At 60.3% G+C, this 15,572-nt stretch carries 14 protein-coding genes; 5 read left to right on the forward strand and 9 right to left on the reverse strand.

Going from position 1 to position 15,572, the window contains the following annotated elements; translation table 11 throughout:
* Positions 1 to 20 precede the first annotated feature (20 nt).
* Complete coding sequence (locus G9U53_RS24870) at positions 21 to 1,172, reverse strand: serine hydrolase domain-containing protein (protein ID WP_242692743.1); 1,152 nt, start codon at positions 1,170 to 1,172, stop codon at positions 21 to 23.
* 398 nt (positions 1,173 to 1,570) lie between these two features.
* Between G9U53_RS24870 and G9U53_RS24875 the strand changes: the two genes are divergently transcribed.
* The 5 genes from G9U53_RS24875 (at position 1,571) to otsB (ending at position 8,336) form a co-directional block, all read left to right on the forward strand.
* Entirely contained in the window at positions 1,571 to 1,858 is a 288-nt protein-coding gene (locus G9U53_RS24875; protein WP_054187221.1) for an SHOCT domain-containing protein, read from the forward strand.
* 163 nt (positions 1,859 to 2,021) lie between these two features.
* Positions 2,022 to 3,125: a 3-oxoacyl-[acyl-carrier-protein] synthase III C-terminal domain-containing protein gene (locus G9U53_RS24880; RefSeq protein WP_165639342.1), complete on the forward strand. Its 1,104-nt coding sequence runs from the start codon at positions 2,022 to 2,024 to the stop codon at positions 3,123 to 3,125.
* Complete coding sequence (locus tag G9U53_RS24885) at positions 3,109 to 3,993, forward strand: 3-oxoacyl-ACP synthase (protein WP_054187211.1); 885 nt, start codon at positions 3,109 to 3,111, stop codon at positions 3,991 to 3,993. The genes G9U53_RS24880 and G9U53_RS24885 overlap by 17 nt, the downstream gene beginning before the upstream one ends.
* Before the next feature lie 95 nt (positions 3,994 to 4,088).
* A complete protein-coding gene (locus tag G9U53_RS24890) occupies positions 4,089 to 4,973 on the forward strand; it encodes a universal stress protein (RefSeq protein WP_054187222.1) in 885 nt (294 codons plus the stop codon).
* 120 nt (positions 4,974 to 5,093) lie between these two features.
* Positions 5,094 to 8,336, forward strand: a complete 3,243-nt coding sequence (gene otsB, locus G9U53_RS24895) for a trehalose-phosphatase (RefSeq protein WP_165639343.1) — start codon at positions 5,094 to 5,096, stop codon at positions 8,334 to 8,336.
* 150 nt (positions 8,337 to 8,486) lie between these two features.
* Here otsB and G9U53_RS24900 read toward each other — a convergent pair whose 3' ends face one another.
* From G9U53_RS24900 to G9U53_RS24935, 8 genes are all read right to left on the reverse strand, one after another.
* Positions 8,487 to 9,857 (reverse strand): wax ester/triacylglycerol synthase family O-acyltransferase, encoded by a 1,371-nt coding sequence (locus tag G9U53_RS24900; RefSeq protein WP_165639344.1) that lies wholly within the window; start codon positions 9,855 to 9,857, stop codon positions 8,487 to 8,489.
* Between the two features lie 57 nt (positions 9,858 to 9,914).
* The gene (locus G9U53_RS24905; RefSeq protein WP_081559322.1) at positions 9,915 to 10,199 is read right to left on the reverse strand and encodes a DUF1876 domain-containing protein; all 285 of its coding nucleotides are present in this window, start codon (positions 10,197 to 10,199) and stop codon (positions 9,915 to 9,917) included.
* 214 nt (positions 10,200 to 10,413) lie between these two features.
* Entirely contained in the window at positions 10,414 to 10,911 is a 498-nt protein-coding gene (locus G9U53_RS24910; protein ID WP_165639345.1) for a hydrogenase maturation protease, read from the reverse strand.
* Entirely contained in the window at positions 10,908 to 12,212 is a 1,305-nt protein-coding gene (locus tag G9U53_RS24915; protein WP_165639346.1) for a Ni/Fe hydrogenase subunit alpha, read from the reverse strand. Before G9U53_RS24915 ends, G9U53_RS24910 begins: the two co-directional genes overlap by 4 nt.
* Positions 12,202 to 12,969, reverse strand: coding sequence for an oxidoreductase (locus G9U53_RS24920; protein WP_054186604.1), 768 nt, complete (start codon positions 12,967 to 12,969; stop codon positions 12,202 to 12,204). The genes G9U53_RS24915 and G9U53_RS24920 overlap by 11 nt, the downstream gene beginning before the upstream one ends.
* The gene (locus tag G9U53_RS24925; protein WP_165639347.1) at positions 12,969 to 13,793 is read right to left on the reverse strand and encodes an FAD/NAD(P)-binding protein; all 825 of its coding nucleotides are present in this window, start codon (positions 13,791 to 13,793) and stop codon (positions 12,969 to 12,971) included. The genes G9U53_RS24920 and G9U53_RS24925 overlap by 1 nt, the downstream gene beginning before the upstream one ends.
* The gene (locus G9U53_RS24930; protein WP_165639348.1) at positions 13,783 to 14,247 is read right to left on the reverse strand and encodes a cyclic nucleotide-binding domain-containing protein; all 465 of its coding nucleotides are present in this window, start codon (positions 14,245 to 14,247) and stop codon (positions 13,783 to 13,785) included. The genes G9U53_RS24925 and G9U53_RS24930 overlap by 11 nt, the downstream gene beginning before the upstream one ends.
* On the reverse strand, positions 14,244 to 15,401 hold the full coding sequence (locus G9U53_RS24935; protein WP_165639349.1) for a 4Fe-4S dicluster domain-containing protein: 1,158 nt from the start codon (positions 15,399 to 15,401) through the stop codon (positions 14,244 to 14,246). Before G9U53_RS24935 ends, G9U53_RS24930 begins: the two co-directional genes overlap by 4 nt.
* Positions 15,402 to 15,572 lie beyond the last annotated feature (171 nt).

Below are 15,572 nucleotides of genomic sequence, written 5' to 3' on the forward strand. Positions count from 1 at the left end.
AGGCGACCAACCTATAGTGCCTATAGTGCGCGGGCGATGGATTCCGCTCTGGCACCCAGTCCGGCCAACCGGAGGTCGGCGAACGGAGTCAGAGACCCACCCATTCGGTTCGTGACGAATGCGACGGACAAACGAGTTTCCGGGTCAGCGAACGCACCTGATCCGCCGAGCCCGTAGTGCCCGAAGGCTTGCAACGACTGGGTGCGGCTGGTTACAAATGCCGAGTGATAACCCAGCCGCCAGTTCATGCGGACTCCGAGAACGTAATCGCGCGCAGTAGTCTGCACTTCACCCATCTGTTCGAGGGTGTCTTCGCTCAAGAACCTGATTCCTCCGACCATTCCTCGATTGGCAAGTGCTGCATACATGCGAGCAAGAGCTCGCGCGCTGAACACACCGTTCCAACCAGGCATCACGTAATCATGGATGACGGGATTGCGGACGAGTTCGTCGAAGCCTGCCGGCATTCCGGCATCCGCGATGTTCTTGAGGACAGGTAGACGGGTCAAAGCGTAAGAAGCTGTATCCCACGGCACCTTGAACTGATTGATATGAGGAAACAGCTTCGCAATTCGATGACGTTCGTCTTCGGGGACCTTGAACCAGAAGTCCGGAATGTCAAGAGGTTCCGCTATCTCGGTACGTACAAGGTCGGTAAACGATGTTCCGGTTGCCCGCGTCGTGAGTTCGGCGACGAGAGATCCGAATGTGACTGCGTGATACCCGGGTGAGTCGAGGCGACGGATATCCGGTGTTGCCGAGGCCAGGGCGTTGGCCATGCCGTCGTGATCGAGCATCGCAAGTCGGCCGGTGACAAGTCCGCGAACGCGATGTAGCCCGGCACGGTGGGTCAACAGTTGCCGTACGGTTACGTCATCCTTGCCGGCGTAAGCGAATTCGGGCCAGTATTTCGCGATGGGTGCGTCGTAGTCGATGAGCCCACGTTCTGCGACACGGTGCAATACCGTGCTGGCAACCCCTTTTCCGGTGGAGAAGGACACAGATACCGTGGAAGCGTTCCAACGGGTGTCGCGGGTCGACCACCCGGACCAGATGTCGAGTACCGGTTCTCCTTCGAGGTAGACCGCCAGCGCTCCGCCGCCGTTGGAAGGGCGTTCGAAGAGGCGGAAGAACTGGGCAGCCAGCTGACCGAACCGTGGGTCGATCAGCATGACGCCTGGAGTGGACAGGGGAGCACCCCCGTCGGATCCGTCCCTACGAGGGGTGGATGAAACGGTCGTCGAGAGTAGCTCCTCGATCTCGGGGAGGTTCGTCATGGTCTGCACTTCTCAGTCGATCTTGGGTCGTCGATTACCACCGCGTTACTTCTTTGAAACGTCGTGTTGATCGGGAAGATTCCTGCGCCGGCACGCTTGGGGAAGGTGGAGCAGAAGTGCTCTACAAACACGGACTTGCGGCAGCATGGCGGGGCTTGGCGCATCTGCCGATATGAGCAGAAAGACTCTGTGTGCGCGTCGTGTAAGGGCGCATCATGAAGGAGTATGCGTGAGTGCTCCGCTGGTGGGGAAGTGCGTACGGCACGCATGGAGAGATGGGAGGCCTCGCTGTGATGTACGACGATCACTATTTCAGTAGTTGGGGTTACCTGCTGATGTTCGTAGGTATGGCCTTGTTTTGGGGCTTGCTGATCCTGGGGATCTTTCTGCTCATTCGCTACGCCGGACATGGACCGACAGAGTCGGGGAGTCAGCCGCCTGGAAGCAGTCGGTTGCAGAGTTTTCCGCCGCCGCGACACAGCGCCGAGCAAATTCTTGCCGAGCGATTCGCGCGCGGGGATATAGATGAGAACGAGTATCGAAGCCGGCTGGCGATTCTGCGAACCGACCCATCCCCCTGAGTGGTTCGGCACAAGTACGAAGGAGGTGACGGCCATGGATGCCATGCAGATGTTCCACATGTTCATGATGTGTCTCCACGGAATGGGCATACTGCCGCCCATGCAGATGATGCCGATGCACTAACTCACGATTCAGGAACGCCGGCGCGAGGTATCAAGTGAAATGGTCAAACACTGGCTGTTGACGGACTCGGAAAATGACGACAGACGAGTGCCGTATCGAACGCGGGTGGCGGGGGCAGGTCGGCATCTTCCCGTCACCAGACTTACGACTGAGGATTTGATGGCGACAACACGCCACAACACGGGTATCGATCTCGAACGACTGACTGGAATCCACGAGCGGCGGGTCAGCGTGGGCGATGAGGATTCCTACACTCTCGCAACGGCAGCTGCGCGGGATGCCTTGCGTCGGTCGGGTTGTGCCGTCGAGTCGATAGATGTGGTGATCAGCTGCAGTATCACCAAGTTTAGGGGCGGTATGACTCAATGGCTAGAACCGACGATGAGTAGTGCCGTCGCGCGGAACCTCTGTGCAGACCGGGCTATGAGCTTCGATCTTTCCAATGCTTGTGCTGGGATGCTCACTGGGGTGATGGTGGCCAACAATTGGATCCGCCTGGGACTGATCGAGCGGGCGCTGGTTGTCAGCGGTGAGTATATCTCTCAGCTCGGTCACAATGCTGCCAAGCATATTCACAACATATTGAGCAGAGAGTTGGCTTCCTTGACCTTGGGCGATGCGGGCGCCGCGCTCGTCCTCGAACGGGCGCCCGTGGGCGCAGTCGGGATCCGCATCGCCGGGTTTACAACGGTCGCGGACTACAGCCGGTTGTGTCTCGCTTACCCGAAGGGCGGGGAGCCGGGTGCTCGCATGTTCACCAATTCGCGAGCCATTCAAAAGGCCGCCATCGCCGATACCCCGTTACTTCTGCACGAGGTACTAGACACACTCGGACTGTCGATCCATGACATCGACCATGTGATCACCCATCAAACGTCGGCGCGTGCAATCAAGAAGGGCATGGCTGAGATGGCGCTGTCGTTCGGCGACAGTCCGCGCCATGACGCGGTCATCACCGTCGATCGATACGGGAACACAGCCTCGACAACTCATACCGTGGCATTGGTCGAAGAACTCGAGGCCGGCCGGATCAAACCGGGAGAGACAGTTGCATTGATCTCCCTGGCCTCCGGGCTGGAGATCGGGGTAGTGCTTGTGGAAATCGACGAAGAACTGGTGGCGCGCTATGGGAACGATCATTGAGCAGGTGATGGTCACTCGGGCTGGATGGCTGAGGCGGCACAGCGCACTGCACCTTGCGGTAGCGGCGGCTCAGTCGTGCCTCGGAAAGGCCGGTTGCAGCCCGGATGGCTTGGATCTGCTCGTGAACGCGGGTTTGTATCGCGACCGGAACCTTGGTGAGCCGGCTCTTGCCGCGCTGATTCAGGACGATATCGGCGCTCATCCGGAAGACCCGCACACGGGCGATCACGGGACCTTCTCTTTCGATATCGCGAATGGCACCTGTGGCGTCCTGACCGCGCTGCAGATCGTCGACGGATTCCTCCGCTCCGGAGTGATCGAACGGGCTCTCGTCGTTGCCAGTGATGCAGACCCGGGGCATCGGCTCAGTGAGAGGTTTCCGTTCTCGGCAGCCGGGGGAGCGGCGTTATGCCGCTGGACCGATGATCGGTATGGTCTTGGCCCGGTGCATTGGGTCAATGATCTCGACCGCGGGGAGTCTTTCCGGGCAACTGTCGGACAGGCAGACAATCGAAACATCCTGCGTTTCCAAGTGTCCGACTCGCTCGATGACGACTACGCCGCAGCCGGTCACGAAGCAGTTTCCGCATGCCTGCGGCAGGCGAAAATCGCTCTGGCGGAGGTCGATTTCATCGTGGCTGCTCCGGCTCGCCCGGCATTCCGTTCGGCACTCGCGACACGGTTGGGGAGTGCGAGCTCACGGGTCATCGTGGCCGACGACGAGTACATTCACACGGCTGCCCTGATCGCAGGATTGGCGAGGGAGAAACCGCGACGCTTTGCAGGCTCTCGAACGATGCTGGTCGCGGCTGGGGCGGGCGTGACCGCTGGCGCCGCGCTGTACGACGTGCCCCCGGAGTCAGATTGAGCCGAGTCGGGTCGAGCTGAACAGTTGTGTGGGGGAAGCGATGGTTGCGAACGTATTGGTGCTTGACGCTGACATCGATTGTTGTGGAGGTCCTGATGGCGAGATCTCCGATCATTGTGGGAATAGACGGATCTCAGCACTCGCGCGATGCTCTGGGGTGGGCTGTAAGGGAGGCAACCTTGCGTGACGTGCCGCTACTGCTCGTGTGCGCCACGACCTATCGACGCACAAATGATGGTCCAGACCTCGCCCGCGAACTACGTGACCGCGCAGATCGAGTGCTTGCCACGGCCCTGGGGATCGCCAGGGCCGAGGCTGTCGCCGGTTCGATCGAGGTCCGCGGGGAAGTGTCACGTCAGTATGCTCCGGGAGCGCTCATCGATCGATCCGCCGATGCATCGATGATCGTGCTCGGTCGTCGCGGGCTCGATGAGTACTCCAGAGGGTTTGTCGGTTCTGTGTGCGCGGCCGTAGCACGTCGAGCGAAATGCCCGGTGGCAGTGATAGACGGTTGGTCAAGGGACGAGACCGTCGAGGGGCCCGTCGTAGTCGGCGTCGACGGCTCGATGAACAGTGAGCCGGCCATCGGTCTCGCCTTCGAAGAATGTGCTCTTCGTGGAGCGTCCCTGATCGTGCTGCACGCTTGTTTCGACCAGGATATGTCTACGCTGCATGACGATTCGGCGACCGAGGTCCGCGCTGCGGTAGAGGAGGCAGGCCGGTTGGTGCTGGCGGAAAGTGTGTCCAGGTGGTGGAAGCAATTCCCTGAGGTCAGGGTGCGGCGGAATCTGGTTCGGGACCGGCCTGTTGAGCATCTCCTGGATTTGGCGGCCGATGCCCAGCTCGTTGTGGTCGGAACCCGAGGAAGGGGCGGTTTCGTGGGGATGGACATCGGCTCGACCGGCACAGCTTTGCTGCACAAAACGCCGTGCCCACTCCTGATGGTCCGACAGCCGGGCGGTGAATGCGTTGGCGAATAGAGAATGGCATCGAAAGAAATTGTGTATCAAGGAATCCGGCGATACTTCGTGGCCGATCGTGTCCGACAATTGCGACGAGTGGCTTCCCGCAGGCATCGATGAATCGTTGGAGTCGAGTCCATGACTATGCCTTCGATCCACCCACGTCGTCACGACCGCCGAATGTCGGAAATACCGGAAGCTCTCACATCACTCGGTCAGCTGACGACCCTTTTGCGTTCCCGGCGACCTGTCGTCTTTCTTGACTTCGACGGAACCCTATCGAACATCGTGAACGACCCAGCCGCTGCCACTCTCGTCGACGGGATGAAGGAAGATCTCGCGAGGCTGACTCGCTATTGCACGATCGGCGTGATCACCGGCCGCGATCTGGCGGACATCGAGACCCGAGTTGGCATGCCCGGAATCTGGTACGCCGGTAGTCACGGTTTCGAAATCGTCGGGCCGGACGGGCAGCGCTATCGAAATGACCTGGCTGTGGCCTCGGTGCCGAATCTCGAGCGCGCGGCGGACATTCTACGTGATCGCTTGACCGGTATTCCTGGGGTTGTCCTGGAACGCAAGCGGTTTGGTCTCTCAGTCCACTATCGCAATGCCGACCTCGACAGGCGCACTGAGACTTCCGCGGTGGTTCAGGAGGTTGGGGGTGGAACCGGGCTTCGTGCCACCCGCGGACGGATGGTGATCGAGCTTCGCCCTGACGTTAACTGGGACAAAGGTCGAACGCTGGACTGGATTCTCGATCACCTCGTCGATGCCGACAACGTGCTGCCTTTTTACATCGGCGATGACTTCACCGACGAGGATGCTTTCGTCATACTCCGCGACCGCGGCGTCGGGATCGTGGTGCGCCACTTCGAGAACGGCGACCGGCGGTCGGCTGCTCGGTTCGCGGTAGACAGTCCCGTCCAGGTCCGTAAATTGGTGCAATGGTTGGCAGATCTGCTGGGCAGCGGCGCGCAGACGATGCCACCCGCCGGCGATCCCTGGACTGTGTTCTTCGAAGGCTACGATCCGAACACAGAGAAGTTGAGGGAGGCACTGTGCACCCTCGGAAATGGAGCATTCGCCACTCGGGGATGTGCTCCGGAGTGCTGTGCCGGGGCCATCCACTATCCGGGCACGTACGCTGCGGGCGTCTTCAACCGCTTGCAGGACGAAGTATCGGGAATCACAGTCGACAACGAGAGCATCGTCAACCTGCCGAACTGGTTGCCGGTGACATTCCGGATCGACGGGGGCCCGTGGTTCGATATCGATACTGTGGAGGTGCTCGAGTATCGCCAGTACGTCGATCTTCGCCGGGCAATGCTGACGCGCCGATTCCGGGTGCGCGACATGGAGGGATACACCACGACGGTTATCCAGCGGAGATGTGTTGCCATGCACCTCCCGCATGCCTGTGCGCTCGAGACGACGATCGTGGCTGAAGATTGGGCGGGCCTACTCGAGATCCGTTCGGAACTGGACGGTACGGTCCGCAACGGGTTGGTGGAGCGTTATCGCGAACTCGGCTCTCAACACCTCGTACTGCTGGAGGCCAGAGAGCTATCCGAGAACGTGGTTCTGCTCGTGGTGCAGACCAATCGCTCTCGGATACCGGTGGCGATGGCCGCCCGGCATACGGTGTGGAGCGATGGCGAACCGACTTCGACTGAGTATCGACGGGTAGAAGGAGAAGGGCGGATCGGGCACGACATATCTTTGCATCTCGCAGCGGGCTGCTCGGCGACTCTCGAGAAGATGGTGACGGTGTTCACCGGACGTGATCCCGCTGTGACCGAGCCCGCGGACGAAGCCGAGCGCTGGCTGTCTCGTCCAGACCGATTCGATGAATTGCTCGACGGTCACGTTCTCACCATGGCAAGTCTGTGGGATCGCATGGGCATCGACCTCATTGGTCACGGTCACGCACTGCGTGTAATCCGATTTCATCTACTTCACTTGCTGCAGACGGTCTCGCCGAACACCGCCGACCGCGATGCCGGAGTACCGGCTCGCGGATTGCACGGAGAGGCCTATCGTGGACATATCTTCTGGGACGAGTTGTTCGTTTTTTCGGCGCTGAACCTGCGCTTGCCTACGCTGACGCGGTCCTTGCTCCGGTATCGGTACCGTCGATTGGGGGAGGCCCGTCGGGCTGCGATCGAAGCCGGTCATCGAGGAGCGATGTTTCCCTGGCAGTCGGGTAGTGACGGACGGGAAGAGAGCCAGCAACTTCATCTCAATCCGAGATCCGGGCGCTGGAACCCGGATCCGAGTCGGCGCCAGCATCACAGCGGCATCGCGATTGCGTACAACGTGTGGCAGTACTATCAGGTCACCGGCGATTTGGAATACCTGATCGAGTTCGGTGCCGAAATGCTGGTGGAAATCGCTCGGTTCTACGCGGATCTCGCTTCACTCGACCAGATGCGCGGACGGTATGTCATCCAGGGCATCATCGGCCCTGACGAATTCCACTCCGGATATCCGGATGCTCCCTGTGACGGGATCGACAACAACGCCTATACCAATGTCATGTCGGTGTGGGTGATCCTGCGAGCCCTCGAGGCATTGGATGTTGTGCCACTGCAGATCCGGTCGGACCTGACTCAGAAGCTGGAACTGCCCACACTGGAGATCGAGCGCTGGAGAGACATTACGCACAAGATGTTCGTCCCGTTTCACGACGATGTCATCAGCCAATTCGAGGGGTACGCGGACCTTCCTGAACTGGATTGGGACGCATATCGTCAGCGATACGGCGACCTACAACGCCTCGACCGACTCCTCGAGGCAGAGGGTGACGACGTCAACTCCTACAAGGTTTCCAAGCAGGCCGACGTAGTGATGTTGTTCTACTTGTTGTCCGCTGACGAGTTGCGTTGCATCCTCCATGGTTTGGGCTATGAGTTTGTGGGTGATGCCATCCCCGCAACCATCGACTATTACATGGCACGTACATCGCACGGTTCGACGCTCAGTGGTGTGGTCCATTCCTGGGTGCTGGCTCGGGCCAACCGCGACCGTGCGATGGAATTCTTCGACCTGGCCCTTCGTTCCGATATCGCCGATGTGCAGGGGGGCACTACCGCAGAGGGAATACACCTGGCCGCCATGGCGGGAAGCGTCGACTTGCTGCAAAGGTGCTTCACCGGGCTCGAGACCCGCGGCGACCGCCTGATCTTTTCCCCGCATTGGCCGAAACCACTCGGAGTTCTCGAGTTTCCCATCTTCTACCGGGGCCACCGCCTGCATCTGCGAATCAATGGGAGAGAAGTGCACGTCAGTGCCGGGGTCGGCAACCAGCCGCCGATCGAGATCGAATGCCGTGGTCGAGTGGTACAACTCCGGCCGGGCGCGACTGTCCGACTGACCTAGTCATCGAGATTGTAGATTTCGCCCCCTGGAAGCGTTGCTCACTGAAGGTCGAAACGAGCCGGCGATCGATTGTGGTGCACACGCCGGGCGTCACGGATGGACCCTGCCACTGCGTGACTGTGGACCGGATGAATCGAATTCGGGACCGAATCAGTGAAATTCGCCGGCGGACGTGGGGCTCCGCGTGGAGCGCAGTAGGGAGTCGACTTCCTGTTCCATCGACGATGAGAGAAGTTGGACTTCGGAGACCGAATCGTAGTCAGCCGTGATTCCGAATGCGAGTTGATCGTGGTAGCTGAGGATTGCGAATCCGAGTCGCAACCGCACTGCAATCGGTACGTACGGATAGATACCGATGATTTCACGCCCTAGCAGTCGGCCCTTTTCGGTCGGACCCGGAATGTCCGTGACTACGGTGACGATACTTCGCTGAGGAAAGCGCATCGCGAGACGAATGAACCAGGCGGAGGACATGAATGGTGCGTACTGAGCAGCTGCCGTGATCGTTTGTCCACTGCCTGATTCACCGCCGTTCTTGTGCCGGGAGAGTCTGCGGTGGATCGTCTGCAAGCGGTCTAGTGGATCTACGATATCGACGGGAAGGAAGGGAAGCATGAGCGAGACCTGGTTGTGGAACGACGTGGCGGTGTTCGATGCCCGAACAGAGACCGGGACGAGTGTCCTCACGGCATGTCGGCTGATGTCTTCGTTGCGGTGCAGGAGAAGTGAGCGCAGCGAACTGGTCACACACGCGAGCGCAACGTCGTTCACGGTGACATCGAAGGCGGAACAGATAGTTCTTACATCGTGCATTCGCACCTGTGCTGTCCCGTATCGCCGTTGATGTCCGATCGGCCCGTTGAGGGAACCGTTCGCGCTCGGGATCAGCAGATCGCCTGCCAACTGGGCAGTACCTTCCGCGATCCGGACGGACCGGCGGGCCAACCGTTGCGGCGCCCGGAGTGTCGAGCAGTAGAGTCCGATCATTTTGCCGTACAGCGACTCTGGTTCTTTCGGTGCTTCCTTGTCCGTTGGTGGTCCGGAGGTGAGGGGTTCGTCGAACAATACGTCGAATAATCGGGCCCCGGTAACACCGTCCATGAGAGAGTGGTGGGCCTTGACCAGGATTGCCCAGCGGCCGTCCTCGAGGCCCTCGATCAACCAGCATTGCCACAGTGGACGATCGCGATCGAGTCGTTCGGACATGATCCACGCGACGGTGTCCGTCAAGTCGTGCATTCGCCCTGGTCTCGGCACTCCGATCCGTGTGAAGTGGCGAGCTGGATCGAAATTCGGATCAGGGACCCACGTAGGTGCAGCAAGATCGAGCGGGATGGCGTGAATCCTATCCGCAGCATGGGGGAGGGATCGAATTCGGGTGCTTAGTCTCTCGATCAAGTCGTCGTCGGTGGGTGTGGGTCCTTCGGCGACTACAACCGCGCCTATGGAGAGATTCGCGTGTCGATCGGAGTCCTCGACCTCGAGGAAGGCTGCATCGAGGGGAGTCAGTTTGTCCGACATCGCTATCTCCTTGGTCGACAACGATTTCTACGATTTCGACATCTTCCCGAGATGTCGCTAGGCGTTCAGGTGGGCGGGTTCGTGCGTGACACTTTCGAGGTCTGCAGCGGTAGCCTCGATCAGTTGACGGGCCAAATGGGAAAGAGCACGCGCGACCGCGAGCTCGTCACCGATCTCGGGCACATCGCGATCCGATGGGTTACACCGAGCGAAACCGGATCCGACGATGTGGGTATCGTCCCTCGAGCGAAGGCGTGCGATGGCCCGAGTCCGGTTGCCTTCTTCGGCGGTGTGCTCGTCGATGGTTATGTCGACTGTCCAATGCTTCTCGTTCACGATCAGATTCCTCCTCTGTCGAGGTTCCTGGGTGTCAATTCGGCTGTGGTGGTGGACTTGTCATGTTCCGTTCACGCATGCCTGTCGCTTGATGTGCAATCCTCACGGCCATTTCGAAGCCGGTGTGGTTTCAGCTTCGTCCGGTGAAGATCGGCCGAGTAGAGGCGAACGACGCCAATCGATGGCAAAGGTCACAACCACGCCTCCGTTAACCTGGTCGCTACCATCCAGGAGGTAGATCCCGAGATTGCACGTCGGAGATTTCGGCTGCGATCAGAGACAGTACCGCAGAGACAGAAGCTGCAACGGAGGGTGAAAGTCCGATGCCGTAGCCGGTGTCGTGTGCTTCGATCGTGTAGATCACCACGCGGTGGGTTTCTCGGCCGAGCGCGGCAGCCAAGGCCAGCGCCTCTAGGATGCCCAGTCCGTGTGAGCTGGTGAGTATTCCGGAGTGCTCTCTCGACCAATCCGTGATCCGACGAATTGTTCCGGCAGGTTGCGCCTCGCTGCCGGAAGACGGAGCGCAGACTGAAGCGTCGACGATGATCACCAGATCCGACCTTGTCGATGCTTCGAGCAGCCTTGAAGGTTCACTACCGTTGTCGATGACCACGTTCACGCCGGCTTGGTGCTCGCTTTGTATCGTTCGCGCCACCACAGGTCCTACGCCGTCGTCTCGGCGGAATTCGTTGCCGGCTCCGACCACTGTGACAGTCATTTGCGGTTGATTGTCACGTCGAGGAAATGAGTGGCACACGAGATGCAGGGATCGTAGTTTCGGATGGTCCGTTCACACAGTTCGGTCAGTTCGGCGTCTGTCAGCGTGAGGTTCGCGGCGAGGGTGTTGCGGAGGTCGTTCTCGATTGCTGCCTGGTTCTGCGAGGTGGGCGGAATGATTGTGGCCCGCAGGATTCGGCCCTCGGAATCGAGTTGGTAGCTGTGGTACAGCACGCCTCTGGGGGCTTCACTGACGCCGTACCCGGTTGCGGCGTGGGGTGACACGTCGACGTACGGCGATTCCGGGCGGTGATACTCACCTATCAGGCGGAGTGCCTCGTCCACGGCGAACACTGTCTCGACGGCGCGGACCACAATGCTGTGAAACGGGTTGCGACACACTGTTCCCAAGCCGGCCTCGGTGGCCGCTTGACGAGCGGTCTCCGAGAGTTCGGTGGAGTGGAGGCTGTATCGAGCCAGCGGTCCGGTGAGATACGCCTGGCCGTCGAGGTGCGCGTGCAGCGCGGTCGAATGCGGAACTTGCCGTTCCGCGACGTGATCGCAGAATTCCTCCGGCGCGAACGATGATCCGGATGTGGTTGTCAACACGCCGTCTTCGATCGCGTAGCGGCCTGGCTGAGCCAGTGCGAGTAGTTCGGTATCCACCTCGGCATCTGGGATCTCGAAGTGTGATACCCACTGCACGGTCGCGAGAGCATCGTCGAGTGCCCAGCGTAATTGTTCGGCGAGGGGCGCGAGTTCACTGGGCGTCGGCGTTCGGTAGAACCCGCCGAGGCGTACGTTGACCGGATGAATCGATCGGCCACCGATCATGTCGAGAATCGCGTTCCCCGCCTTTTTCAACGTAAGCCCACGTTCGACGTCGGGACGCGCGATACGGGCAAGTTCGATCGCGTCGGACGCGCCCAGGAAATCAGGGGCGTGCAGCAAGTAGATATGCAGTGTGTGACTGGCGATCCACTCGCCGCAGTACAGAAGTCGTCGCAGATCGAGAATCGGTTGGGGGAGGTGCGCACCGCATGCTTGCTCGATCGCGTTGCAGGCGCTGACTTGGTAAGCGACAGGGCAGATTCCGCAAATCCTGGACGTGATGTCGGGAGGCTCGCGGAAATCGCGGCCCCGGAGAAATGACTCGAAGAATCGAGGGGGTTCGTAGATGTTCAACTCTGCGGCTTCAACCCGGCCGTGTCGGACCGTGAACGCCAGGCGGCCTTCCCCTTCGACACGGGCGAGGGAACCGAGCGTCAGTCGGGTGGTATCCGTGTTCGTTTCACTGTCCATCTCGCCTGATCCCGTCGAACTCGGGGGAGGCAACGTTGAATGTCGAGAAGACGCGCTCGATACTCTCGCCGGTCATCCCGCGGGTGCGCAGCCACCCCGCCATTGCAATCAAGTTCGGGTGGGTTGATGGACCGAAACATCCATAGCAACCCCTCGACTGTGCCGGACACAGCGCGCCGCAGCCGGAATGGGTCACGGGTCCCAGACACGGTGTGCTGTCGGCGACCATGACGCAGGTGAGGCCACGTCGTTTGCATTCGGCGCAGACACTGGTGTCCGGGATGTTCGGCTTCCGCCCGGTCAGATACGACGAGATCACCTCGAGGAGCTGCCGTCGATCGATGGGGCAGCCGCGTAGTTCGAAATCGACCGGGACATGGTCTGCGATCGGTGTGGACGTCGCGAGAGTGTCGATGTACTCGCCGCTCGCGTAGACCACGGACATGAACTCGGCGATGTCCGCAAAGTTCCGGAGAGCCTGTATCCCACCAGAAGTGGCGCAGGCGCCGATCGTCACCAGATGCCGGGAATTCTCGCGGATGGCATGAATACGTTCGATGTCGGCAGCGGTGGTAATGGAGCCTTCGACCAGTGAGAGATCGTATGGACCGCTTTCCACCTCGCTCGACATCTCGAGGAAATGTGAGATGTGAACGGCGTCGGCCAAAGTGAGTAGTTCGTCCTCGCAATCGAGCAGAGTCAGTTGGCATCCGTCGCAGGATGCGAATTTCCATACCGCCATGGTGGGTGAGGGCATCACAGCTCCTTCACTGCGAGAAGTGGCTCGGCCGCGTGGTAGTCGACTACCGGACCGTCACGACAGAGGAGGAGTTCGCCGAGTTGACAGTGCCCGCACACTCCGGTCCCGCACTGCATGTTCCGTTCCAGTGATACTCGAATATTCTCGCGCTCAACGCCTTGGCCGATCATGGTCCGAGCCGACATCCGCATCATCGGTTCGGGGCCGCACAGCAGTACCGTCGTGCGACCGGGCTCGAGAACGAGGCGGTTCAGGGACTGCGTGACAAATCCGACATGACCCTGCCAGTCAGGTTCTGCCACGTCCACGGACAGCTCGAGGTCGACCAGGTCTCCCCGGCTCCATCTGTCGAGATCTGGGCGGTACAGGAGATCGGATGGTCGGCGAGCACCGACGCTGAGGACAACTCGACGAAATCGACCGCAGGCCTGTGCCTCCAAGACTGCAGAACGTACCGCCGCCAACCCGACGCCTCCTGCAACGACGATCAGATCGTCTTTGGCGGAATCCAGATCCCATCCCGTTCCGAAAGGTCCCCGGACACCTACGATGTCACCGATGGAGGCTTCGTGCAGCGCGCGGCTGACGGCACCGACAGCCCGAACAGTATGAACCACTGTGTGATCGGCGTGAGCTGGGTCCCCACTGATCGACAGCGGAATCTCGCCCACCCCCCGTGCGTAGACCATCATGAATTGGCCGGGGCGGAACCCGGGGAACGACTGCGAGGGCGCGGCCAGGGTCAGGGTCGAGGTATCGCTGTTCTCGTCCCGGCGGGCAACAACCTTGCACGGCGTCGGGACGAGTTGTTCACCGAACATGTTCGCGTGCATAGAGATCGAGCAGGCGCGCGCGTGTTGCCTGCAATCGGTGGAGTAGTGTGTCCGCCAGTATCGAGTAGATCGCCCGTCCGAGATCCGGATCGCTCTCGGCGACAGATTGCAACATGGTGGCATCGACTTCGACTGCTGTCACGTGAGTGACCGCGGTCGCTGTCCATTGCCACTGTCGAGGTGGGCGGAACCAGGACACACCCAAGATTTCACCGGCAGAAAGTGTTTCGACAGTTTCCTCGCCACGTCCGGGAATTCTGGTGGTGAGCGTAATCCGGCCGGTCCGAAGAAACCAACATCTGTCAGCGGAGGCGCCTTCGTGGAACACCACGGTCCCGGGCGCGAGCTGAACCTCGCGTGAGAAGGCAGCGAGTTCAGACCGTTGATCGTCGGCCAGACCTTCGATTTCTCTTGGGCGCTGCTCGCAGGCGTGATCGTTCATGAGGGACAACCGGTATCGCTGTCGGGTTCCTCAGTCAAAGCGCCGGTTAGGCGTGCCGCTTCCGCCGTGATGTCGATTCCCACTGGACACCAGTCGATGCATCGGCCGCAACCGACGCACCCGGACGAACCGAATTGGTCGTGCCAGGTGCCCAACTTGTGAGAAATCCACTGTCGGTACCGGCTCTCACCACTGACACGTACTGCGCCACCGTGCAGTTGTGAGTAGTCCAGGTCGAAACATGACGACCAGTGCTGCCATCGCTCGACATTGTCGCCCGCAAGATCGGAGACGTCCTCGGTGGTAGTGCAGAAGCACGTCGGGCACACCATCGTGCAGTTTCCGCACGTCAAGCATCGTGACGCGACGTCCGTCCAGACATCGGCGTCCCGTGCGTCGCGGAGCATGCCGCGAAGATCGACGTCTGGCATTTGCCGACCCATGTGATCTGCTGCGTCGGCGACAGCGCCTGCGGCCTCGGTCGTTTCTTCGTCGGTTGCCTGCCTGCCGCGGACCAGCGTGAGTATCCGTGATCCTTCCGTGGTGCCGACCCCGGTGACGAATCGGTGGCCGTCGTTGTCGATCCTTTCGGTCAGACACAGGTCGTAGCCGGTTTTGGCCTTCGGGCCGGTGTTCATCGACGCACAGAAACACACGCCGCCGGGTTCCGTGCAGTTGGCTGCGATCACGAAAAGACCCTCGAATAGATTTGTTGCCGCCTTTCCGCCAGCAGAGAGCACTGTCTGGAGTATGCCGATCGCTGCCAGGTCGCACGCACGTACGCCGAGAAATGCGTATCTGACCGGTTCGGTCGGCGGTGCGTGGAATGTATCGTCCGTGGATTGGCTCCAGAGTTGTTGCCGCGACGGGTGCAGGTACTGCTTCCACGATTGCGGGCCGGCGGAGTGACCGAAGACGGCAGAATCTGCTCTCCTCCGTAGTCGATACAGGCCAGGGGCGGTATCGACACCCCATCCCGTCGGCAATTGATCACCGGAGTCGAGAGTGTCGAGGACAATAGCGCTGTCGCGGACAGTCGGCCCGATGACGCGATAACCTTCGCTGATCAACACCGTGATCAGCTCGTCAAGTCCGTCTCGGTCGATGACGAATTGTTCGCTGGTCAGGTCGGTGGGAGATCCCGTATCAGTCATGGATCCTCCTTGCGGGCGTCATCGGTATTCCTCCACGTTTGAGCTTCGCGCATGGGCTGCCGGCGCGGGTAGGGGCGAAGGACGGTATTCGATGACAAAAGGCTCTGCCCCCTGAAGGCAACGGCACGGTTCAATCGGAAAGTATCCCCAGCCGAATCAGGTGATGATCGA

This window comes from Rhodococcus sp. D-46 (genome assembly GCF_011290655.1).
GTDB lineage: Bacteria > Actinomycetota > Actinomycetes > Mycobacteriales > Mycobacteriaceae > Rhodococcus_F > Rhodococcus_F qingshengii.

What these genes read in the sequence shown, in the direction of transcription:
- G9U53_RS24885 (WP_054187211.1), top strand. Translation starts at nt 3,109, where the DNA reads ATGGGAACGATCATTGAGCAGGTGATGGTCACTCGGGCTGGATGGCTG.
- G9U53_RS24930 (WP_165639348.1), bottom strand. Translation starts at nt 14,247, where the DNA reads ATGAACGATCACGCCTGCGAGCAGCGCCCAAGAGAAATCGAAGGTCTG.
- G9U53_RS24880 (WP_165639342.1), top strand. Translation starts at nt 2,022, where the DNA reads ATGGTCAAACACTGGCTGTTGACGGACTCGGAAAATGACGACAGACGA.
- G9U53_RS24890 (WP_054187222.1), top strand. Translation starts at nt 4,089, where the DNA reads ATGGCGAGATCTCCGATCATTGTGGGAATAGACGGATCTCAGCACTCG.
- G9U53_RS24920 (WP_054186604.1), bottom strand. Translation starts at nt 12,969, where the DNA reads ATGCCCTCACCCACCATGGCGGTATGGAAATTCGCATCCTGCGACGGA.
- G9U53_RS24870 (WP_242692743.1), bottom strand. Translation starts at nt 1,172, where the DNA reads ATGCTGATCGACCCACGGTTCGGTCAGCTGGCTGCCCAGTTCTTCCGC.
- G9U53_RS24875 (WP_054187221.1), top strand. Translation starts at nt 1,571, where the DNA reads ATGTACGACGATCACTATTTCAGTAGTTGGGGTTACCTGCTGATGTTC.
- G9U53_RS24935 (WP_165639349.1), bottom strand. Translation starts at nt 15,401, where the DNA reads ATGACTGATACGGGATCTCCCACCGACCTGACCAGCGAACAATTCGTC.
- otsB (WP_165639343.1), top strand. Translation starts at nt 5,094, where the DNA reads ATGACTATGCCTTCGATCCACCCACGTCGTCACGACCGCCGAATGTCG.
- G9U53_RS24915 (WP_165639346.1), bottom strand. Translation starts at nt 12,212, where the DNA reads ATGGACAGTGAAACGAACACGGATACCACCCGACTGACGCTCGGTTCC.
- G9U53_RS24910 (WP_165639345.1), bottom strand. Translation starts at nt 10,911, where the DNA reads ATGACTGTCACAGTGGTCGGAGCCGGCAACGAATTCCGCCGAGACGAC.
- G9U53_RS24925 (WP_165639347.1), bottom strand. Translation starts at nt 13,793, where the DNA reads ATGTTCGGTGAACAACTCGTCCCGACGCCGTGCAAGGTTGTTGCCCGC.
- G9U53_RS24900 (WP_165639344.1), bottom strand. Translation starts at nt 9,857, where the DNA reads ATGTCGGACAAACTGACTCCCCTCGATGCAGCCTTCCTCGAGGTCGAG.